Here is a 20,135-nt window from a genome sequence, read left to right as displayed (position 1 = left end):
TTTTTCATTTCGGCGAAGATGGGGGCAAGCTTCATCGAGCCTAACGGCGGTTCTGATGCAATGATCGCGCGGATCAGTGCGTTGTTGATTGGCGTAGCCGTGTTCCTCACCCCGCTCGAGGTGATGGCGCAAGAGAAGCGCTCGCGATCGATACTCCTGCTTGACCAATCCCAATCCACGGGGATGTTTTTCCTTCAGATATTCTCTGGGCTCCGTGCTGCAATCGACGCCGATGCCAGCGCTCACACCACACTTTTTTCCGAAAGTCTCGATCTCAGCCGTTTTGACGGCGAGGTCTATGACGAAAGTCTGCGCCGTCATTTCAGCGAGAAATATCGAGACAAGAATATCGGCGTTATTGTCGCGATCGGCTCCGGGACGCTCGAGCTCGTACAGCGCTGGAGGAATGAACTATGGCCGGGAATTCCTGTCGTGTTCGGAATGGTCGATGCGGCCGATTACGCCCGGCTGAAATTGCCGAACGATGTGACGGGCAGCATTCTCAAGACGGTGCTCGCCGATTCGATCGGGGTCGCGCGCGCGGTGGTGCCTGATTTGGAAACCGTCGTCTTCGTTGGCGATCATTGGGAGCGCCAGAACGTATTCGGGAGTTGGGGCCTTGAGATACCCAGCGCTACGGCAGGACTGAATGTCATTGATCTCGTGGGCGCGACGATGGTGGAAGTGCGGAAGCGAGTTGAAGCGCTCCCCGCGCGCAGCGTCATCATCTATTCCGCAATATACTCCGATGGAGAGGGCACCTACTTTTCGCCTGCCAAAGGGTTTGAACTGGTCGCGGAGAAGGCGAATCGACCAATCATTGTTGCGGCGGAACCGCTTGTTGCGCTGGGTAGCATCGGCGGCCCTGTGATCGTTCCCGGTCTGATTGGCGCTGACGCTGCAAAGCTGGCGCTGCGGATTTTGCACGGCGAACCGGCGTCGAGTATTCCCGTAGCGATGTCCGATGCGGTGAAGCCCATCTTCAATCGGCTGCAGATGCAGCGATGGGGAATCAGCGAGTCTGATCTGCCTCCCGGCAGCGAAGTTCGCTTTCGCGAGCCAAGCATATGGGAGAAATACCGTTGGCAGACCCTTTCGATCGCGGCCGTGCTGTTGATACAGGCCGGGTTGATTTCGATTCTGCTGCACGAACGGCACGGACGAACCACTGCCGAACGCGAATCCCGGAATCGCCTGACCGAGCTGGCGCACGCGAATCGTCAGGCGACGGCAGGGGAACTGACTTCCACGATCGCGCACGAGCTGAATCAGCCGCTCGGTACAATTCTTACCAATGCCGAGACGGCAGAATTAATATTGAGCTCACCAGCGCCGAACTTGAGCGAGGTCAAGGAAATTCTTGCCGACATCAAGCGAGATGATATTCGCGCGAGCGAAGTCATCGATCGTGTGCGTGGCTTTTTGAGAAGGGCGCCGTTTGAGGACAAGGCTATCGACCTCAACGATACCGTGCGCAAGGTATTCGATTTCCTGTCGGTCCAGGCGTCGGTGCGAAAAGTTGCGCTGCACTTCGAGCCCTCGGGAGAGTCGCTTCGGGTGAAAGGTGATCAGGTTCAGCTTCAGCAGGTCATCCTGAACCTGGTCGTTAACAGCATGGATGCAATGGCCGCGATACCAAACGGACGGGCCGTGATTGGGCGAACCGAGATGAATGGCGGGTCGTCCGCAGTGGTTTCGATTTTGGATTCCGGTCCCGGAATTCCCACCGAAAAGTTGAACGAGGTCTTTGATCCATTCTTCACCACCAAGAAGCAAGGAATGGGAATTGGCCTGTCGATCTCGCGCACCATCGTTCAGGCGCACAAGGGACGGATCTGGGCGGAAAATCAAAAGGACGGTGGCGCGGTGTTCCGTTTATCTCTGCCGTTGGCCTTATCGTAGGGGGATCAATTGCCGGGGGTAGTTCATATTGTTGACGACGATGCTTCCTTCCGGACGGCTATCGAACGTCGTTTGAAGAAGGCTGGTTACGAGGTCGCGACTTATTCGTCGGCCCAGCATTTGCTGGACCATCTGCCGAATGAGAGCGAATCTGGGTGCATTCTACTCGACGTGCGAATACCGGGATTGAGCGGGCCGGAGCTGCAGGGACGCTTGAGCGAGATCGGCTCGATCTTGCCGATCGTGTTTCTCACCGGCTATGCGGATGTCCAGACCACAGTGCGGGCCATCAAGGCAGGCGCAGAAGATGTCCTCATCAAGCCGGTATCGTCGGAAGAGCTTCTTGGTGCGGTGGAGCGGGCGCTGGCTCACCATCAGGCAGCGCGCAGCCAGAGAAGCAAGCTCGACGTCGTGCTCGCCCATATTGCGAAGCTGACGCCGCGCGAACGCCAGGTTTTCGATCTTGTCATTCGTGGAAACACCAACAAGCAGGTTGCCAATGTATTGGGCGCGACCGAACGCACGATCAAGGCGCATCGCCGCAGAGTGATGGAGAAGTTGCAGGTCCAGTCGCTCGCGGAGTTGGTCTCCCTTGCCGAGCGTGCCGGGATTTTGAGAGACCTGTCGGGTACCGGACAGTCGAATTGAGCAGTCGTCAACTGAATTTGGGCTCGCATTGTCCCATGGGACAATAGAAAATGCGGGACTCAGAGCTTACCAAAATTGAGTGGTGAGTCGGGGAGCCACGACCTGATCAGCTTCGGCGGACGCTGACAGGTTGCAGATCGTCTCTCGAAAAGACGTTCAAGGCGCGGTGGACAGGATAGCGATCTTGCGCAAGCGAAATGTCGTCTTTGTCGTCGATGATGACCTCGGGACGCTCAAAGGGCTCAAGCGGCTGCTACGCGAACACGGTTACGACAGCGTCGTGTTTTCGTCTGCCGACGAGTTCCAGAAACACGACGATTTCGAGTCGGCGTGTTGCGTGGTTCTCGACATCGATCTGAACAACGAATCTGGAATCGAACTGAGGCATCGCCTCAAGGCGGCGGGCATTTCACTGCCGGTTATTTACATCACTGCCAACGACAATCCCGCTGTCCGCACGGCCGCAATCGAATCCGGGTGCATTGCCTATCTTACAAAGCCGTTCCGGGCGAAGTCTCTGATTGAGCCGATCGAAAAAGCAGCCTCCGAGGCGGCGTAGGTTGTCGCCGCCGCGAACGCTACGCATCATTCATCGATATTTTGCTCGAACGTTTGCGTCGGAATTCCCTGCCTGACCGCAGCGAACTGGTTGACCGGCAATGCCGTGGTCACCGCCAGGACGCTGGAATCCACGACCTCGAGCTGAAGCTTCTGGCCTGTTTCCATTTCCTTGATCAAGGCGGGGTCAGCCAGATCGGCGGCGATGCAGGTGTTGATGAGGCACCAGACGTAGGGAATTCGGTAGACGGCGCCCTGGTCGATCGTGATATTTACCCCGGCCTGCAGGTAGAGGCCGACGGGAAGGAACATCTGCAGCCGCGCGGCCTTGTCGCCCTCGCGTTCGACCAGGTCGATGCGGACAGCGGACTGGCCGGTCTCAAACGTGCGGCTGATCGATGTCCGGCACACCGTGATTGTGCCAGGAACCTTGAAGCAGACCTTGTGCCAATCCGAATACTTGATGTCGCGCGCCGCGCGCTGGCCGCGCAAGGCGAACTCCAGACCGGCCGGCTTCTCGCTTGCCGGGCTGCCTTCCGGCTTCGCGGCCTGTTGCGCGGATGCAGTTCCAATGCCGATATCCAGCAGCATCAGGACCGACAGTGCTGTCACCAGGCTGGATTGGCCGTGGTATTGGTGGGGCCGCTGCCTTGTCATCTTCGTCTCCATCGCTCCGCCGGCGTCAACCTCATCTGTGCTTGTCCAGGAACGCCCCGACCAGCGGCGTCCACAACGGGAGGCTGTCGCGCGAACTGACCAGAAAATGTCCGCCGGCATCGGCGGAAATCGGGACGGTGAGGGTCGTCTTCACCAAAGGTGGGTTCATCGTTGGCGTCGGAGGTGGCGAGGGTGTGCTGACATTCCGCGGCAAAAACTATCCATTTACGGTTTCGGGAGCCAGCATCGGCTTTACCGTTGGCGCGTCGACCACCAAGCTGGTCGGCAGGGCATTGAACCTGAGGGGTCCCGGTGACATTGCCGGGTCATACGCTGTGGTCGGCGCCGGTGGCGCTCTTGCGGCCGGAGCCGGCGGCGTGCAGTTGCAGAATGCCAAGGGCGTCATCCTGCAGCTCAGCGGTCCAAAGGTTGGCGTGGAATTGTCGGCCGCCATGGGCGGGGTTACGATCGCCATGCGATGAGTTTGCGGAAATGAGTTTGCGTCGAGGCGCCCGTCGGGGCGCCTCGGCTCGCCGGATCGTGATTACTCGCCCCAGGCGATCACGATGCTGATGTCGCCCGGCACACCTCCGGAAAAATCGACGATCTGATAGCGAATGCGGTAGCCGCGCGGTTTGAGGTAGTCGGACCAGAGCTGAAAGATTTCCTGCGCTATTCCCGTTAGCGTCTTTTCCCAGCCCGGCTCCTGTTGATTGATGGCGCGGCCGTTGTCGGTGCATAGCGTGTGGGGGAACCGATAGACCTGAACCTCGCTCAGCCCATTCCGTACCGCGCGCTGGATGACGGTTGACGCAAGCTTGACCTTTTCGTCTTCGGTCAGGCCCGACGGCTTGCTCAGTCTTTCGATCAGCTTGTGCTTTTCAGATTCGGCCGCGGCCGTTCGGCGGGCATATTGTTCGGCCCTTTCAGCCTCCTGGAGGGCGGCTTGCTTCTGGATATCCCTTGCCGTGGGTAGCAGATCGTCGATTTTCTCGGGCATGGCTGATCCCTCCTCAATGAACCGTCGCGCCTCAAGCGATAGCTAGCGTCAGCGCCGAGACCACTCCTTTGATCCAAATCAAGCGTTCGCGACGCCGCGCGATTTCAATTTTCGGCAGTGCCCGGCTGAGCGAGGAGATGGCATGAAGCGGTTACTTCAGTTCGCGGTCGCCGCCGCAATGGTTGCGGGTCTGCATGGTCCGAGGCCGGTGGGCGCCGTCGATCTCTCCGGGGCGTGGGCCAGCAGTGCGGACGAATGCTCCAACGTGTTCGTCAGGAGGGGGCGCGCAAAGCAGATTGAGTTTACCGCTGTCGGATCAGCACGGAGGCGGCTTCATCGTGGAAGCCGATCGTCTCAGGGGCAAATTTGCCGGCGGCAAGATCAAGAGCAGGAAGGAGGACGGGGACACCGTTAACATCATCGCAGGCTGCGCGACCGACATCATTGCTTTCCAACGTCCAGTTCAGCCTCAAGATGCTCGAGCCGAACAGGATATCGCGGATATTTCCGGGCATCGAGGACATGGCGATCAGCTACCACCGTTGTCCGATCTGATCATTGTTGCCGTCGACGCGCAGGGCCGGGCACCGGGGCGGGTTGATTCATATCAAGGGTCGGGCGCGGCTGCCGATCAGTGTTGGTGGGATTATAGGGGCGCCGGGTTCTGGGACCTATGTTGGCTTAAGACGTGGAGGAACATTTGAGCGATCAGCTTCATCCACTGGCTCCGCACCATTTGCCCGGTTTCATCACGGCGCCTGGCGAGACGGACGTCTGGATGGTCGTGATGGGTGTCTTCCTGATTGTCGGCGTCCTGGCGGTCGGCAACTTGTATCTGAAACTGCACTCGTTACCCGAGCGGATGGCTCACAAGTCGCAGAAATTGCAGTTCGAGATCGTCGCTGTGCTGGGGCTCCTGGCGCTGTTCACCCATATCCACCTGTTCTGGATCGGAGCGCTGTTGCTTGCGATGATCGACCTTCCGGACTTCAGCACGCCATTGCGCAGCATCGCAGGCTCGGTCGAGAAGATCGCGGGCACTTCGCCGGACGATGTTGTCGCTGGCGAGGCGGGCAACGCTCCAGCCCTCGCGGTGACGGAAGAGCCGAAGCCGCGCGCGTCAAAGCGGGAGGTGCACGGTCATGCTTGAGCTGATCATCTGCTCCATGCTCACGATCCTGCCGGATTACCTGTACCGCCGCTATATCCAGGGCAAGCGTATCGGCAAGGAAATTACCTTCTTTTCGGTCTGGTTCGAACTGAGATACGGCATCGTCGCCTGCCTGATGCTCACGGTTTCACTCATTACCCTGATTTTCTATTTCCACCCGTCGACCAGCAACGCGACCCTGTTCTTCAGGACGGTACCAATCCTCCCCGAAACCAACGGACGTGTCGCCGAGGTCCTTCACGATTACAGCGCCCCCGTCGCCAAGGACGCTGTGATTTTCAGGCTGGACAACTCGAAGCAGGAGGCTGCGCTGGAGACGGCCCGGCGGAAAATCGCCGAAGTCGACGCTTCGCTGATCGCTGCAAAAGCGGACGTGCTGAAAACGGAAGGCCAGATTCAGGAGGCGAAGAGCGCCGTTCAGCAGGCTCAGGATGAATTGGATGTGAAGAGCGAACTGCAACGGCGCAACCCGGGGATCGTACCGCAGCGGGACATCGAAAAGCTGCAGGTCATGGTCGATGGGCGCAAGGGATCGCTCGATGCGGCTAACGCCTCAAAACAATCCGCCGAGTTGCGCGTCTCGACCCTTCTGCCGGCCGAGAGGGAAAGTGCGGAAGCCGCATTGGCGCAGGCGCAGGTCGATTATGACAAGACCTTCGTCCGGGCCGGCGTGGCGGGGCGCGTGGAGCAGTTCTTCCTTCGCGTCGGTGACATCGTCAATCCGTTGATGCGGCCAGCCGGAATCCTGATTCCGGAGGGAGCAGGGCAGCGTTCGCTGCAGGCGGGCTTCGGACAGATCGAAGCCCAGGTCATGAAGGTCGGCATGGTGGCCGAGGCGGCGTGCATCTCCAAGCCATGGACCATTATCCCGATGGTCGTCACCGGCGTTCAGGATTATATCGCAGCGGGTCAGTTCCGTGGCGGAGAGCAGCTCATTGAAGCGCAGAATATCGCAAGACCGGGCACGATTCTCGTGTTCCTGGAGCCGCTCTACAAGGGCGGGCTCGAGGGCGTGACGGCGGGAAGCAGTTGCATCGTCAACGCCTACACCAGCAATCACGAGCTGATCTCGTCCGGCAAGCTGAGCACGGCTAAGAGTTTCGGCTTGCACGCGGTCGATGCGGTTGGCCTCGTTCACGCGCTGTTACTGCGAATCCAGGCTCTGCTGCTGCCGATCAAGACGCTGGTGCTGAGCGGGCATTGATAGAGGCCGTGAACAGTGAGGCCGTATGGATTCGATCAGAATGCCGTCATGGCTTCGGATGGTCCTTGTCGCAGGCGTCGTCGTCCTGGTGACGGGAGCAGGTCTGTTCGGCTATCGCTGGTATTCACGGCCGACGACATTGACCATTGCGGTCGGATCGCTCGACGGCGAGGCCACGAAACTAATGTCGGCGCTGGCAAGCCGGCTCGCTGCCGCGAATGCCCCGGTACGTCTCAAACTGGTGGAGACGACAAGCGCGCTTGAGGCGGCCGACATGTTTTCGTCGAACAAGACCGATCTTGCCGTCGTGCGCGGCGATGTCGGTGACCTGTCGCAGGCGCAGGCCATTATTGTCCTCGCACGCGCCGTCGTACTGCTGGTTGCACCCCCGGGATCCCAAATAACATACATCGCCGGCTTGAAACGCGTCACCGTCGGCGTGGTTGGCGGTGAAATGAACCGGAAGGTCGTCAGCGCCCTGACGGAGGAGTACGATCTCGGCCGTGCCAATGTATCGTTCCGCAACCTCACGCCCGCGGAGACGCGGCGCGCGCTCGAAGCCAAAGAGGTGCGCGCACTTCTGATCGTCGTTCCCCTGGCTGAGAAATATCTGGCACTGCTGCGTGGCTTCTTTCTGCAGAACCCGAAGGCCGCGCCGGTCCTTATTCCTGTCGATGCGGCCGGCGCCATTGCCGAGAAACAGCGCGCCTACGAAAGCTTCGATATCCCGAAAGGAACGCTGCGCGGTTCGCCTCCAGTTCCCGGCGACGATCTAACCACGCTCAGAGTTTCGTTCTACGTGGTTGCCAGCAAGCAACTCGACAACGATCAGGCCGGCGCATTGGCGGAAGCGTTGATGAAGGCGCGCAGAGACCTGCTCGGCGAATTGCCAATGCTGGCGCAGATCACCGCGCCCAGCACCGATTCCGATGCTTATCTGCCGGTCCATCCCGGTGCTGCCGCCTTCTACAACGGCACGCAGGAAAGTTTTCTGGACCAATGGGGAAACGCCATCTTTCTGGCCCCGATGATATTCGGCGCACTGATCTCGGTGGCGGCGGCGGCGTGGAAATTTCTTCGCGACGGCGAACCCCGCAAGAGCGAACATGCGCTGGATTCACTCTACGCCCTCGGTCGCCGCATAAGATCGGCAGAGGGCGAGCCGGAGCTGTCGGAAATCGAGCGTGAGATCGACAAAGTCCTTCAGATGCAGCGCGTGAAGGCAGCGGAAGGGGACGAAAACGCGCTTGATGTTACCACTCTTAACGTGGCTGCGCATCGCCTTCAGAACCTCGTCCATGACCGACGAACGTTGCTGGCTGCACGGCCCGGCGACAAGGCGATGGCTTGATCACAAGTACAGGCGGCCCGAACCTGTTCGCACAGTTCGCGTCGAAGTTGGACCTTTGATCTTGATCAAGGGTCCGCTGCCGTTTCGGCGATTGGCTTGTCTCGTTTGGCAATGGAGAAGGCCATGTTGCGTTGCAGGAACTTGCTGCTGGCACTCGCCATCATGATAGCGTCGCCGGGCCTTGCGGCGGCGCAGGCGACCGATGGCAAACCGCCGGAGCCTGAGCAGACCTTACTGAAACCCGAACAACTCGATGCGCTGGTCGCGCCGATCGCGCTTTACCCCGATGAACTGCTCGCCAATGTGCTGGCGGCTTCGACCTATCCCCTGGAGGCGGTGCAGGCCGACCGCTGGGTAAAAACCAACAAGAATCTGAAAGGCGATGCGCTCAAGGCCGCGGTCGACAAGCAGGCATGGGACGACAGCGTCAAGGCGCTGGCCGCTACACCCGATGTCCTCGCGACGATGAGCGACAAGATCGACTGGACCAAGAATCTTGGCGATGCCGTGTTGGCGCAGCAGCCCGACGTGATGGACGCGGTACAGCGGCTGCGCGCAAAGGCGCAGGCGCGCAACAAGCTCGTCACCAACAAGCAGCAGAACGTCAGCGTTCAGCAACAGGAGAACAAGGAGGTGATCGTCATCGAGCAGGCACAGTCCGATACGGTCTACGTTCCCTACTACGATCCGGCGACGGTCTATGGTGACTGGCCCTATGCGGAATATCCGCCGTATTATTTCGGCTATCCATCCTACATCGGTGCCGGCGTGATTGCCGCGGGCCTGGCATTCGGCGCCGGCTGGGCGATCGGGCGCTGGGGCAATTACTGGGGCGGCGGCTTCAACTGGGGTAACCGCAACCTCTACGTCAATCACTACAACAGGACGACCAACATCGGGAACACCTGGCAGCACAATCCGGCGCACCGCCAGGGGGTCCGATACAACAACGCCGGCGTTGCGCAGAAATTCGGCAACAACAACCTGCGGGCCGGCGCTGCCGACCGGATGGATTATCGCGGCCGCGACGGCCAGAAGGTGCTCGACACGGGAAAGGACCGCGCCGGCGCGGGTGATCGTGCCGGCGATCGCGCAGGCGCCGATCGGCCGGGGGCCGGTGACCGCGCCAAAGGAGGCGACCGCGCCAAGGCAGGTGGTGGTGGTGCGAAAGGCGGCGATCGCGCCACGACAGCCGACCGCAGCCGTTCCAGTGGCGCGGGCAACAAGGGCGGGCGCGATACGGCGATCAGGAACGTGTCGTCGGGCAGGGCAGTCAATGCTCATTCCGCCCGTGGCCAGGCAAGTTTTGCCAGTGCCGGCGTGTCACGCGCAAGCATGGCTGGCGGCGGCTTCCGCGGTGGAGGCGGCGGTGCAGCGTTTGCCGGCGGTGGACGCGGCGGCGGAGGGTTTGGCGGCGGTGGAGGTCGCGGCGGCGGTGGCGGCCGGCGTTCCGATATTGCGCTGAAGCACGACGTCGTCCTGCTCGGACATCTGGACAACGGCCTCGGCTATTACCGCTTCAGCTATCTCGGCAGCGACAAGGCCCATGTCGGGGTCATGGCGCAGGAAGTGCAGGCGGTCATGCCAGGTGCAGTGACGCGCGGCGGCGATGGTTATCTGCGGGTTCACTACGACAGGCTCGGGCTCAAGTTCCTCACCTACAAGGATTGGCTCGCAGCCGGCGCGCAGATCCCCTTACGCGCGAGGATGTGACGATGACCAGGCTTCGGTTGACGCAAAGCTGTCGGAAACACGCCGTCGCGCTCTCGGCGGCAGCCATTCTGTTGCTTGGATTATCTTTCGCCAATGCTCAGCAAGTCTTCAAGACACCGGAGGAGGCCGCCACAGCGCTCGCCGTCGCCATCAGATCTGGTGCGCCGAGAGATATCCTCAAGGTGCTCGGCCGCGATGGCGTGGAGATCGTGTTCTCCGGCGATGAAGTCGCGGACCGCGAAGCGCGGGAACGGTTCGTGGGAGCCTTCGATGCCAAGCACAATGTGACCGTCGAAGGCGACAAGGCGTTTCTGGTCGTGGGAGCCGACGACTTCCCGCTCCCGATTCCGCTCATCCGTCAGGAATCCAGCTGGAAGTTCGATACAGCCGCCGGCCGGCTTGAAGTCCTGTACCGGCGCATCGGACGCAACGAACTCGACGCGATTCAGACCTGCCTGGCCTATGTCGATGCGCAGAACGAATATGCGGAAAAAGACCGCACCGGTGCCGGGCCCGGCGTCTATGCGCGGCGCATTGTCAGTTCCTCCGGCAAGAAGGACGGCCTCTATTGGCCGGCGTCGGATGGTGATGCGAGCCCACTTGGCGAGTTCGTCGCGCAGGCCTCCGCGGAAGGATACAAGGCCGGGACAGGACGTACGCCGTACCACGGCTACTACTATCGCATTCTGACGCGGCAAGGACCGAACGCTCCCGGCGGAGTGCTCAACTACGTCGTCAAGGGAAAGATGATCGGAGGATTTGCGCTGCTCGCCTATCCCGCGGAGTATGGCAATTCAGGCGTGATGACCTTCCTCGTGAATCATTCCGGCACCGTCTACCAGAAGGATCTGGGTGACTACACGATGTCGCTGGCCGAGCGTATGACGTGGTTCGATCCCGACCAGACCTGGAAGAAAGTCGAAGCATCCCGTCCTTGACGCATTCCGATTCCGATCAACCTGATCCACGAGATCGATTTCTTGCGTTTCGCGATTGAACGACAAGGTTCCCGTGCTGGAACCGGCGAGGCGATTCTTCAGCGCGAGAATCCGCGCTGAAAAAAATCGTCGGCCACCACGTACAAACCCGCAGCGATCTTAAGCTGAACGTTAATCCCTCGCGCTATCCGTCGCACAAAGACGGAGTGCGGTGATGGCAGGTATCTTCGACATTCAGGGTTTTGGCGCGTTGTCCGAATGGAACGGGCAGTTCTCGAGCGCCTCGGCCAAGCAGGCATTTCAAAAGATTGCGTCGCTCGGATCGAACTCGATCGAGCTCACGGCGCGGATCTGGACGCAAACAGGAACCGCCAATTCGGTCTTTGCCGATCCGGCCAAGACCGAAAGCGACGCCAGCCTGCTGACCAGCTTCCAGGCCGCGCATGACGCCGGCCTGTCGGTACTCTTCAAGGCGGCGCTTTCGACGTTGAATGGAACCAGGGTATCCAGCCTGGCGCCGGCGGATGTGGCGGGCTTCTTCGCGTCCTACAAGGCCGAGATCGTCCATCTCGCCACCATCGCGCAGGCCGGCGGCGTCGAGATGTTCGCCATCGGTAACGAGATGAGCAGCCTGTCCGGCCAGCAATATCGCGGCTACTGGACCGATCTTATTGCGGCGGTCCGCGACGTCTATCACGGCGAACTGACCTATGCGGCCGCGACCGACGAGGCTTCCCATGTTAGTTTTTGGGATCAGCTCGACACGATCGGCGTCAATACCTATCCGCCGTTGACGGCCAGCCACGCGCCGACCGTGCAGGAGCTGGTCGACGCGTGGACCTCCGTTCCGGTCAATCCTTATTACGCTGCCGCCTTCGACTACAAGTCGCCGGTCGACTTTCTCCATTCGCTTGCGACGACATACGACAAGCCGCTGCTCATGACGGAGGTCGGCTATCGCAGTATCGACGGCACCGCCATCGCGCCGGGATCATGGACCAGCAACGGCACGCCTGACGTGATGGAGCAGGCGGACGCCTACAACGCCTTCTTCCAGGTCTGGTCCACCCATGGCGGCAGTTGGTTCAAGGGGGCCGAACTCTGGCAATGGGATCTCAACAACCAATATTCGAGCACCGGCTATTCCGTCATGGGAAAGCCGGCCGAAGCCATCGTCTCGCAGTATTTTCACGGCGACGGGGCCGTGCCTGGCCTCACTGCGCCGGGATCGGCGGTTGCCGACATCATCGATCTCGGCCGCGGTAACGACGTGATCAACGCCGGCCTGGGCGATGACGTCATTCGCGGCGGAGCCGGGGATGACGTCATTGTCGGTGGGCCCGGCGGGCCCGGTAGATTGGCCGTCACCACCGTTACCCTGGTGGGCTACGGCTCGGTGGTCGAGGGTGTCGGCGCCCAGGCCCAGATCCTGGTCAACGGCAAGCCGGTATCCGGATTGCTGGAATTCAAGCCGGCGGTGGACCCTGCGGGTTACCAGACTTTTACCGTGAGCTTCGAGAACCCCGGCGCGATCAGCAGCATCGATATCTCGCTGGCGAATGCCACGCCGGGACGCGCGCTGCACATCAAGGATTTTCTGATCAACGGCGTTGCCGTCACCCCCGCCGACGCCACCAATGCGAGTTCGCCCGGCTCGTTCGACCTTTACGTCCGCAACATCCATGTCGACGCGTCCAGTCACCAGGACTGGTTCCTTGGCGCATCGACGGACAACGACGTGATCAATGGCGGCGCCGGCGACGATCTCATCGCAGGTGCCACTGGCACTGACGACATCGACGGTGGAGATGGAAGCGATACGGCGGTATTCGCCGGCAGCGCCCGTGACTACGACATCACCATCGTCGGCGGCCAGCTCGTGGTGCGCGACCGGATTGCCGACCGCGACGGCAGCGACCATCTCGTGAACGTCGAATTTCTGGAGTTCGCCGACGGCACCGTCGAAACCGGAAATCTGCTGGCGAGTCTGTCGGGCCATTCCAGTGATGCGCTTCAGGTGCTGGCGACCGACGGCGCCGGAAACATCACCAGCCAGACGGTTCGCCATGCCGACGGTTCGCGCGACGTCTATATGTCGGGGATCACCGGCAAGGATTATGCGTCCGAGCATGACGTCATCGGCGCGAACGGCCATACGGTTCTTGTCGAGCGCTTCTTTTCCGACGGCGATCTTGCCTTTCGGCAAATCGTCAGTGGCGATAGCTCGGTCGACAGCGCCACCTATGACACAGAGGGTCACCTCCGCAATTTCCTGAGGCGTTTTGCCGACGGTTCCTTCGATCAGTTCACCTACGATGCATCGGGATCGCAGACCGGCGAAACGATCCGGCATGCCGACGGCTCGCGCGACGTCTATAGCTATGGCATCGCCGGCAAGGCGTACGCTTCACAGCACGTGATCAGCGATCCCTCCGGCCACAGTGTGCTGATCGAGCAGTTCCATGCCGACGGCACGCTGGCCCTGAAGCAAACGGTCGACGCCAGCGGCGTCCGCACACTCGTTCAATATGACCAATCCGGGCACATCGCCCAGCAGACGGTCACGCAGATGGATGGCTCCTACGTCCAGTCCAGTTACGCGGCGGATGGCGCCTTGATCGGCGAAACAACGCGGCACGCCGACGGGTCCCGCGACATCTACAGCTACGGCATCGTCGGCAAAGACTATTCTTCGCAGCATGTGGTCAACGATTCCGCCGGACATAGCGTGCTGATCGAACGTTTTCATTCCGACGGAACGTTGGCGCTGAAGCAGACCGTCGACGCCGACGGGACCAGGACGCTCGACAAGGATGACCAGGCCGGTCACCTCGTGCAGGAGACGGTGACACAAGGCAACGGGTCCTATCTTCAATCCAACTACGCGCCAGATGGCGCCCTGATCTCGCAAACGACGCGGCATGCCGACGGCAGCCGGGACGTCGATACTTTTGGCATCGCGGGCCAGGCCTATTCGGCACGCCACGATGTTTTCGATGCGGCAGGGCACAGGCTTGCGACCACCTTCGACAACCAAGACGGCTCGCATACCATGACGGCCCATGCGTCCGGCGTCACGCTGACCTCAACGGCCGCAAGCGACATCATGAACAGCGCGGGCGGCGATACGTTTGTCTTCAAGGAGGCGGCCGGACACGACGTGATCCACGATTTCAAGGCCGGGGATTCGCCAGGTCACGACGTCATCCAGATCGAATCGACGATCGCCGCCGACATCGCGCATCTTTCCGTTCACGTCGTCGGACACGACACGGTCATCGATCTCGGTCATGATGCATCCATCACGCTCATCGGCGTGACGTCCCTGACGGCGGATAACCTGCTCTTCATCTGATAACGTGGGCGCGTCGGTTCAGCCCCGTTCGGGACCGACGGTTACGACCATGACACCGTCGATCTTGATCAGGAACGTCATGGTGGGCTGGTCGGACGCCGGAGCCCGTTCGACCGCATGCCGGAACGCCGCGATCTCCTCTTGTGCTGCCGCCCGCAGGCTGAGCGCTGAATTTGGTCCGCAGACCGGGACGCCGTCCGATGTGAACGCGGTCAGATCGGCCTGCAGATCGGCGTCGCGACAGATTTCCTGCGCGGCAGCAAGGTCGTCTGCTTCAAAGGCGAGCGTCGGCTTCCGGTCGATGTCGAGGACAAAAACCTGACGCGAACCGGATCCGTCCGGTCGCTGCGATGGTTCGCGGGCTGACACGCCAAACAACTCCTCGATCGCTCAAGTGGCAAGCCGGGCCGACAGATCAGGATTTGCCCAGGGGCGGAAATTGTCAAACCCCCAATCGGTCGTGTCGTGAATGCCGGGTTACTCCGGCTGAGGCCGATTTCGCCCGGTCGGTGGCGCAAGGCAGGCCCGGTTGGAAAGCGTTTCGACAAATCCTGAAATTTTGTCCGAAACAACAGGGCGGGTTCGTGCGTTGCCTTCCAGCATGCCCTCCCGGTAACCCCGTGCTGCGGCTTCCTGCGACATCCAGATTGCGACCATCCGAATTGTTCCCGGTCCCCGCATTGTTGCGCTGTCTGTGCATTCGAAATAGCATCGATCGCGAACCAGGTGCGGGCAGGGCAGAAGAAATGACATACGAGGCCTTCTTTGCAGCTTTCTGCCGTCGACCGCTCGGTAGCGAATACGGAACCCACGCACTGGAAAAAGCGTCTTCGCTGCCCTCGCTGTTCGTCGGCGCTGCGGAACGCGTGGTCACAGCCGTCCTGTTCGAACCGGGCCTGCGATTATAGCAAGGCCGGGTTTCCCATGGTCGGCGCGCAACCGGTGCTGATCGATTTTGCAGCCAGCATTTTTGAGCGCCGAATGTACGATGCCGAGAATGGCTCGGTGCTGCAGCGGGACGTCAGCCGCCGTTCCATCGGTTCGCGGCTGCATCGTCTTACCTTCGGGGGCAACCCGGTGGCGGTTTCCAACAGCACGAAGTTCATCGATTTGTTGAAGCGGGAGTCGCGGCGGCCTGTGGTGCTGGTGGTCGGCGGCGGGACGATCGGTTTGGGCGCCGACGAACTTTATCGGGATGATTCCATCGAACTCGTCGGCACCGATGTCTATGCCTCGCCGCACACCGTACTGGTGGCCGACGCCCACAGACTGCCGTTCGACGACGGCGTGTTCGACGGTGTCTGGGTGCAGGCGGTGCTGGAACACGTGCTGGAGCCCGCAACCGTCGTTGCCGAACTGCATCGCGTGCTTCGGCTGGAAGGCCTGGTCTATGCCGAGACGCCGTTCATGCAGCAGGTGCATGAGCGGGCCTACGATTTCTCGCGTTTCACGCAGAGCGGTCACCGCTGGTTGTTCAGGCGATTTTCCGAGATCAGCGCCGGGCCGGTCGGCGGCGCCGGCGTGGCGCTGGCATGGTCGATCCGCTATTTCTCGCGCGCGCTCGGCGCGGGCAACAAGCTGTCACGCCTGATCGTGCTGCCGTTCTTCTGGATCAGGTATCTCGATGCGTTCGGCCGCGGCCGGGCCGCAGCAGACGCCGCCAGCGGCTTCTTCTTTCTCGGCCGCAGGGCCGAACAGGCGATGGATCCGCACGCCATGCCGGAATACTACAATCGGCAAAAGTGAGGTTTCGACAAGCGGCGTGCGGGCCTCAAGAAAGGCCCTTGATCTTCTTGCATGGCGTCGACGCGGTCGACGACATCCGCGCGACGTCGGTGACGGAGCGAATGACAAGCTTCTCCTTGCGGGTGATGAAGCGCAGCACGCCGTGCGGATGGGCGTCGCAGAACTGCGCAAGCGTGGCGGCCGTTGCCGGCACGCTGTCCTGCTTGGGGACGACGGCGATCCCGCCATCTCTCAGCATGTACGCATCCTTCACGTTGGGCATGGATGATGTCGCGATGCAGACCTTGAACAGGTCGTTGTAGGCCTGCGGCGTCTGGGCGAGGTCGCCGCCGGGCGTGCCCAGCAGATACTCGCGGCTCTTGCGGCAGTTCTCGCTATCCGCCCGCGCCGCACCGGTCGCGAGCACCAGCAGCATCGCGGTCGCGATCAACAGCCTCATGCCACTGTTCCGATAGCGCGGGCCGCGGATGTCCGCTTGCCGGCATAGGCCAGGCCATAGGTCGTCGCCGCGCAGCGTTCCCATGAAAGGGCGCGGGCATGGGCGGAGGCGCCGGCTGCGAGAATGGCGCGCAGGCCTCGATCCGAGGCCAGCTCTGCGATCGCCTGCGATATGCACTCCACCGACGGCGGCACGAGAATTCCGGTCTCGTCGGCGAGCACGGCGTCAGGTACCCCGCCGACCTCAGTCGCGACGCTCGGCAGGCCGGCGGCTCCGGCCTCGAGATAGACCAATCCAAATCCCTCCACCCGGCCGGTCGTGTCAGGCAGTCCGGTGAGGCAGAAGAAATCCGAAGCCGCGTAGAGATCGCGGATTGCCTCGTCCGGCTGTGGGCCGAGGAAGCGAATGTCGCAGGCCATCTGACCGGCGGCCTTTCGGAGTTCGCCGACATAATCGGCTTCCCCATCCGGTCCGATCACGAGCCACGCGATGCGACGGCGCAGATCGTCCGGAAGCCGCGACAATGCGGCGAGCGCCAGATGATGCCCCTTGCGGCGCGTGATCCGCGCGACCGTGATCATCACCAGCCGGTCTTCCGGCAGACGATAGGCCAGGCGGACCTCGCGGCGTTTCCGTTGCGCGCCGAACCAGAATTCCGATACGCCCAGATTGATCGCGCTGATCCTGGCGGGATCGACGGCAAACCGCTCGCGGAACAGCGTCTCGGTGAAGCGGCTGTTGGCGACGACCTCCGTGCGCGGCCCGAACACACCGGCGCCGCGGATAGCCATGCGCTTCAGCCGCGTCTGCGTTTCGTTGATCTCAGTGCCATGCACCGTCATCAGTACCCGCGCCGGCGTTCGCCATCTGGAAAGCGCGAGTGGAATGAAGAACGGCCAATCGGCGGCATGGACCACATCGTATCGATCGCCGCGGACGCCGCGGCGCGCCAGCATGATCTTGGCCGGCATGTCGCGCATCGAGTGGAGACCGCCGCGAAACCGAACGACCTCAAAGGGCAGGGACCGGTCGTCGTCGTCCGTCTGCCGCGCGTAATCGGGCGCCATCACCGTGACCTTTGCGCCGAGCCGGCTGGCGGCCGCCGCGATTTCGCGGGCGTAGGTCCCAATGCCTCCCATCGCGGGAGCGAACTCGCTGGTCAACAGAAGGATGTTCAACCCGGCGCCCTCAATAGGTCGGCGCCGCGGCGGCAAGTCCCCGCGCATCCTGAATTTCCTGATGATAGCGGAACACCCGCGCGAGCTGGGTGCTCGGGGTGAACGACCTGATGCTGTCGGCGATCTGTACCGGATTCATCACGCCCGCCTCGATGGCGGTTCTGATATCGACGAACCGCTGGACGAGCGCATCCGCCATGTCGTCGGGACTGCCGTCCCGCGCCACCAGATAGCCGCTGATGCCAGGGCGGATCACGGGTTCGAGCTGCGGCAAGTGCATGGCGACGACGGGACGGCCGACCGCCAGGGTCTCCAGCACGCAACGCGGCATGCCTTCGAACTCCGACGTCAGGATGCCGGCATGGGCGCCGGCCAGCGTCTCTGCCATGCCTGCGGCATCCTTGAAGCCGTGGCGCACGGTGATGTCCTCAATGGCGGCGAATTCCTCGAACCGGTGCGGGTCGCTGGTGCCGATGTAGTGAAACCTGACGTCGCCATTCAATCGCCGCTGCAGGCGATCGATCGTGCGAAACATCAGCGGCGGATCCTTGAACTCATCGAGCCGGCCCGCGAACACGATCTGGAACGGTGACGAGTCCAACGGCCAGAGCTGCGGCTTGAAGATATCCGTATTGACCCATGTCCAGAGCGTGTCGATCTTGTCCTTGCGGCGTGGATAGGTCTGTTGCAGCCGCTCGGTGATGAACGGATTGACGCAAAGAAACTTCTCGCTCATGGCGACGGCAAACCGCTCGCCGGTGTTGTGGACGAAGGCGTATTTCCGCAGCAGCGAGTCCATCTGCAATTTCGGTGCGCCCTCGCCGTGAAGCATCTGCACGAATGGCAGCCGCAGGATCGCCGGCAGCCACGAGAATTCAACCCGCCGCAGATCGACCGAGCATCGCCTGGCGCGGATCAGCCTTGCGATCGGGCCGAAGTAGCGCAGCAGCGCCATGAAGAACTGTCCGGTCAGCGACGTGCGGATGGTGCGGGCCGCTTCGCGCGCCTGCTGGTCCGAATAATGCAGGATGGGCAGGAAGTCGAAGCCGCGGCCGCGAAATGTCAGCCGGTGAAGCTTTCCCAGCTCCAGCTCGCCCGTCGAGTCCACGCCGATAAAGAGGATGTCGGTGTCAACAGGATGAAACGTGATGAAGTCGCGGATGTAGGTTTCGAGGCCGCCGACCTTTTGGCCGCGCGGGTCGAACGGATGGATCAGGCAGATCTGATAGCGCGGCTTGATGCGGCTGGTGTTTCGCGCCCGCAGCGCCAGGGTCAATGTTGAAGTCATGCAGCTTTCCTCATGCGTGCCTGGACAATTTGCGGAATGGTTCGTGCAACGAGACGCGGAACCACGCTCATGCATCTGACATAGCGGGGACCGAGCCGCCGTGGCTCGCGCAGCATGCGCCACGCCCATTCCAGCCCGGTTCTGCGCGCGATGGATGGCGCGCGGCTCTGCGTGCCGGCGATGAAATCGAGCGCGGCCCCGATACATAACACGCCGGTGCCGTTCAGCTCGTCGAGGCATCGCGCCGCGAACAGTTCCTGCCGTGGTGCGCCCAGCGCGACGAAGCAGAGCCTGGCGCCCGAGGCACGAATGGTTTCGATCGCCACATCAGCTTCGCTGGAATAGGGATCGAACCCCGGTCCCGGTGCAAGGCATCCCGCGATCTGCAATCCCATGAATCGTTCCGACAAACGCTGCGCCGTCATGTTCAGCGTGGAATCGTTCGAGCCCAACAAAAAGACCGAGAGGCCTTTCTTTCGCGCCTCCGCGCACACCGGTTCGACGAGATCGGCGCCGGTGGTCCGCTCGATTCGTGTTCCCATGAGACGGCTCAGCACGACGATCGGGAACCCGTCGGCTGTGACAAATCGGGCACGGCGATAGGCGGCGCGAAAGTTGGCGTGTTGCTGCAATTGAACAACGTGATCGAGATTCAGTGTACAGACGCTGAAGTTGTCGCCGCGTTGCGCGGCCGACACGATCGACGACACCGCTTCCGGAAGCGATGGAACATTGATGGAGATACCGTCGACCGTGAGACTCGGCTGCAACGATATTGGCGGTTCCGCCATGTCGACCTCCTGACGATGATTTGATTGAGAGACGCATTCACGCTGGACGATCGACATGCCCGTTGCTTCGCAGTGGGAACTGTCAGCCGAAAAATCTTGATCGGCATCGTCACGAAATCGAACTAATGCGACGCAACGATGGCGATGTCGCAGCGCGAACGACAACACGTGGCGACGAAGCATTCACATGATGGAG

The 20,135-nt window shown here is 61.5% G+C and carries 19 protein-coding genes; 11 read left to right on the top strand and 8 right to left on the bottom strand.

Features of this window, described 5'->3' with window-relative positions; translation table 11 throughout:
- Positions 1-60: 60 nt before the first annotated feature.
- The 3 genes from IVB05_RS38790 (at position 61) to IVB05_RS38780 (ending at position 3,109) form a co-directional block, all read left to right on the top strand.
- Entirely contained in the window at positions 61-1,902 is a 1,842-nt protein-coding gene (locus IVB05_RS38790; RefSeq protein ID WP_247781359.1) for an ABC transporter substrate binding protein, read from the top strand.
- A gap of 9 nt (positions 1,903-1,911) precedes the next feature.
- The gene (locus tag IVB05_RS38785; RefSeq protein WP_247781358.1) at positions 1,912-2,550 is read left to right on the top strand and encodes a response regulator; all 639 of its coding nucleotides are present in this window, start codon (positions 1,912-1,914) and stop codon (positions 2,548-2,550) included.
- A gap of 130 nt (positions 2,551-2,680) precedes the next feature.
- A complete protein-coding gene (locus tag IVB05_RS38780; RefSeq protein WP_247781357.1) occupies positions 2,681-3,109 on the top strand; it encodes a response regulator in 429 nt (142 codons plus the stop codon).
- Between the two features lie 26 nt (positions 3,110-3,135).
- On the opposite strand, the gene IVB05_RS38775 is transcribed toward IVB05_RS38780, so the two are convergent.
- The gene (locus IVB05_RS38775) at positions 3,136-3,765 is read right to left on the bottom strand and encodes an invasion associated locus B family protein (RefSeq protein WP_247781356.1); all 630 of its coding nucleotides are present in this window, start codon (positions 3,763-3,765) and stop codon (positions 3,136-3,138) included.
- A gap of 83 nt (positions 3,766-3,848) precedes the next feature.
- On the opposite strand from IVB05_RS38775, the gene IVB05_RS38770 reads away from it, so the two are divergent.
- Positions 3,849-4,247, top strand: a complete 399-nt coding sequence (locus tag IVB05_RS38770; protein WP_247787306.1) for a hypothetical protein — start codon at positions 3,849-3,851, stop codon at positions 4,245-4,247.
- A gap of 62 nt (positions 4,248-4,309) precedes the next feature.
- Here the strand turns inward: IVB05_RS38770 and IVB05_RS38765 are convergent, their stop codons facing one another.
- Both IVB05_RS38765 and IVB05_RS38760 read right to left on the bottom strand, forming a co-directional pair.
- The gene (locus IVB05_RS38765) at positions 4,310-4,765 is read right to left on the bottom strand and encodes a hypothetical protein (protein WP_247781355.1); all 456 of its coding nucleotides are present in this window, start codon (positions 4,763-4,765) and stop codon (positions 4,310-4,312) included.
- Positions 4,766-5,067: 302 nt separating this feature from the next.
- On the bottom strand, positions 5,068-5,289 hold the full coding sequence (locus IVB05_RS38760; protein ID WP_247781354.1) for a hypothetical protein: 222 nt from the start codon (positions 5,287-5,289) through the stop codon (positions 5,068-5,070).
- A gap of 176 nt (positions 5,290-5,465) precedes the next feature.
- Here IVB05_RS38760 and IVB05_RS38755 point away from each other — a divergent pair, with 176 nt between their 5' ends.
- The 6 genes from IVB05_RS38755 to IVB05_RS38730 all read left to right on the top strand — a co-directional run bounded on the left by IVB05_RS38755 (position 5,466) and on the right by IVB05_RS38730 (position 14,497).
- Entirely contained in the window at positions 5,466-5,915 is a 450-nt protein-coding gene (locus IVB05_RS38755) for a hypothetical protein (RefSeq protein ID WP_247781353.1), read from the top strand.
- On the top strand, positions 5,908-7,140 hold the full coding sequence (locus tag IVB05_RS38750; protein WP_247781352.1) for an HlyD family secretion protein: 1,233 nt from the start codon (positions 5,908-5,910) through the stop codon (positions 7,138-7,140). Before IVB05_RS38755 ends, IVB05_RS38750 begins: the two co-directional genes overlap by 8 nt.
- Before the next feature lie 25 nt (positions 7,141-7,165).
- Complete coding sequence (locus IVB05_RS38745) at positions 7,166-8,491, top strand: TAXI family TRAP transporter solute-binding subunit (protein ID WP_247781351.1); 1,326 nt, start codon at positions 7,166-7,168, stop codon at positions 8,489-8,491.
- A gap of 123 nt (positions 8,492-8,614) precedes the next feature.
- Positions 8,615-10,204, top strand: coding sequence for a DUF3300 domain-containing protein (locus IVB05_RS38740; protein ID WP_247781350.1), 1,590 nt, complete (start codon positions 8,615-8,617; stop codon positions 10,202-10,204).
- Between the two features lie 2 nt (positions 10,205-10,206).
- Positions 10,207-11,142 carry a DUF2950 domain-containing protein gene (locus IVB05_RS38735; protein ID WP_247781349.1) on the top strand — a complete coding sequence of 312 codons (936 nt, stop codon included), beginning with the start codon at positions 10,207-10,209 and terminating at the stop codon, positions 11,140-11,142.
- Positions 11,143-11,356: 214 nt separating this feature from the next.
- Positions 11,357-14,497 carry a hypothetical protein gene (locus IVB05_RS38730; protein ID WP_247781348.1) on the top strand — a complete coding sequence of 1,047 codons (3,141 nt, stop codon included), beginning with the start codon at positions 11,357-11,359 and terminating at the stop codon, positions 14,495-14,497.
- Between the two features lie 18 nt (positions 14,498-14,515).
- Here IVB05_RS38730 and IVB05_RS38725 read toward each other — a convergent pair whose 3' ends face one another.
- Positions 14,516-14,866 (bottom strand): hypothetical protein, encoded by a 351-nt coding sequence (locus IVB05_RS38725; protein ID WP_247781347.1) that lies wholly within the window; start codon positions 14,864-14,866, stop codon positions 14,516-14,518.
- Between the two features lie 555 nt (positions 14,867-15,421).
- On the opposite strand from IVB05_RS38725, the gene IVB05_RS38720 reads away from it, so the two are divergent.
- Positions 15,422-16,243 (top strand): class I SAM-dependent methyltransferase, encoded by an 822-nt coding sequence (locus IVB05_RS38720; protein WP_247781346.1) that lies wholly within the window; start codon positions 15,422-15,424, stop codon positions 16,241-16,243.
- Between the two features lie 25 nt (positions 16,244-16,268).
- On the opposite strand, the gene IVB05_RS38715 is transcribed toward IVB05_RS38720, so the two are convergent.
- From IVB05_RS38715 to IVB05_RS38700, 4 genes are read right to left on the bottom strand one after another with little or no spacing between them, the layout of a single operon-like run.
- Entirely contained in the window at positions 16,269-16,682 is a 414-nt protein-coding gene (locus tag IVB05_RS38715) for a hypothetical protein (RefSeq protein ID WP_247781345.1), read from the bottom strand.
- Positions 16,679-17,908 (bottom strand): glycosyltransferase family 4 protein, encoded by a 1,230-nt coding sequence (locus tag IVB05_RS38710; RefSeq protein WP_247781344.1) that lies wholly within the window; start codon positions 17,906-17,908, stop codon positions 16,679-16,681. Before IVB05_RS38710 ends, IVB05_RS38715 begins: the two co-directional genes overlap by 4 nt.
- Positions 17,871-19,148 carry a glycosyltransferase family 4 protein gene (locus IVB05_RS38705; protein ID WP_247781343.1) on the bottom strand — a complete coding sequence of 426 codons (1,278 nt, stop codon included), beginning with the start codon at positions 19,146-19,148 and terminating at the stop codon, positions 17,871-17,873. Before IVB05_RS38705 ends, IVB05_RS38710 begins: the two co-directional genes overlap by 38 nt.
- Entirely contained in the window at positions 19,145-20,104 is a 960-nt protein-coding gene (locus tag IVB05_RS38700) for a WecB/TagA/CpsF family glycosyltransferase (RefSeq protein WP_247781342.1), read from the bottom strand. Before IVB05_RS38700 ends, IVB05_RS38705 begins: the two co-directional genes overlap by 4 nt.
- Positions 20,105-20,135: the final 31 nt, after the last annotated feature.

The organism is Bradyrhizobium sp. 170 (genome assembly GCF_023101085.1).
Classification (GTDB): Bacteria; Pseudomonadota; Alphaproteobacteria; order Rhizobiales; family Xanthobacteraceae; genus Bradyrhizobium.
Note: the sequence above shows the minus strand (reverse complement) of the source record. Positions and strands in the feature narration are given on the sequence as shown.

Bases quoted from the DNA above. Each gene is read 5' to 3' on its own strand.
- IVB05_RS38790 (WP_247781359.1), top strand. From the start codon at position 61: ATGATCGCGCGGATCAGTGCGTTGTTGATTGGCGTAGCCGTGTTCCTC.
- IVB05_RS38775 (WP_247781356.1), bottom strand. From the start codon at position 3,765: ATGACAAGGCAGCGGCCCCACCAATACCACGGCCAATCCAGCCTGGTG.
- IVB05_RS38765 (WP_247781355.1), bottom strand. From the start codon at position 4,765: ATGCCCGAGAAAATCGACGATCTGCTACCCACGGCAAGGGATATCCAG.
- IVB05_RS38760 (WP_247781354.1), bottom strand. From the start codon at position 5,289: ATGTCCTCGATGCCCGGAAATATCCGCGATATCCTGTTCGGCTCGAGC.
- IVB05_RS38750 (WP_247781352.1), top strand. From the start codon at position 5,908: ATGCTTGAGCTGATCATCTGCTCCATGCTCACGATCCTGCCGGATTAC.
- IVB05_RS38745 (WP_247781351.1), top strand. From the start codon at position 7,166: ATGGATTCGATCAGAATGCCGTCATGGCTTCGGATGGTCCTTGTCGCA.
- IVB05_RS38740 (WP_247781350.1), top strand. From the start codon at position 8,615: ATGTTGCGTTGCAGGAACTTGCTGCTGGCACTCGCCATCATGATAGCG.
- IVB05_RS38735 (WP_247781349.1), top strand. From the start codon at position 10,207: ATGACCAGGCTTCGGTTGACGCAAAGCTGTCGGAAACACGCCGTCGCG.
- IVB05_RS38730 (WP_247781348.1), top strand. From the start codon at position 11,357: ATGGCAGGTATCTTCGACATTCAGGGTTTTGGCGCGTTGTCCGAATGG.
- IVB05_RS38720 (WP_247781346.1), top strand. From the start codon at position 15,422: ATGGTCGGCGCGCAACCGGTGCTGATCGATTTTGCAGCCAGCATTTTT.
- IVB05_RS38715 (WP_247781345.1), bottom strand. From the start codon at position 16,682: ATGAGGCTGTTGATCGCGACCGCGATGCTGCTGGTGCTCGCGACCGGT.
- IVB05_RS38710 (WP_247781344.1), bottom strand. From the start codon at position 17,908: ATGCGCGGGGACTTGCCGCCGCGGCGCCGACCTATTGAGGGCGCCGGG.
- IVB05_RS38705 (WP_247781343.1), bottom strand. From the start codon at position 19,148: ATGACTTCAACATTGACCCTGGCGCTGCGGGCGCGAAACACCAGCCGC.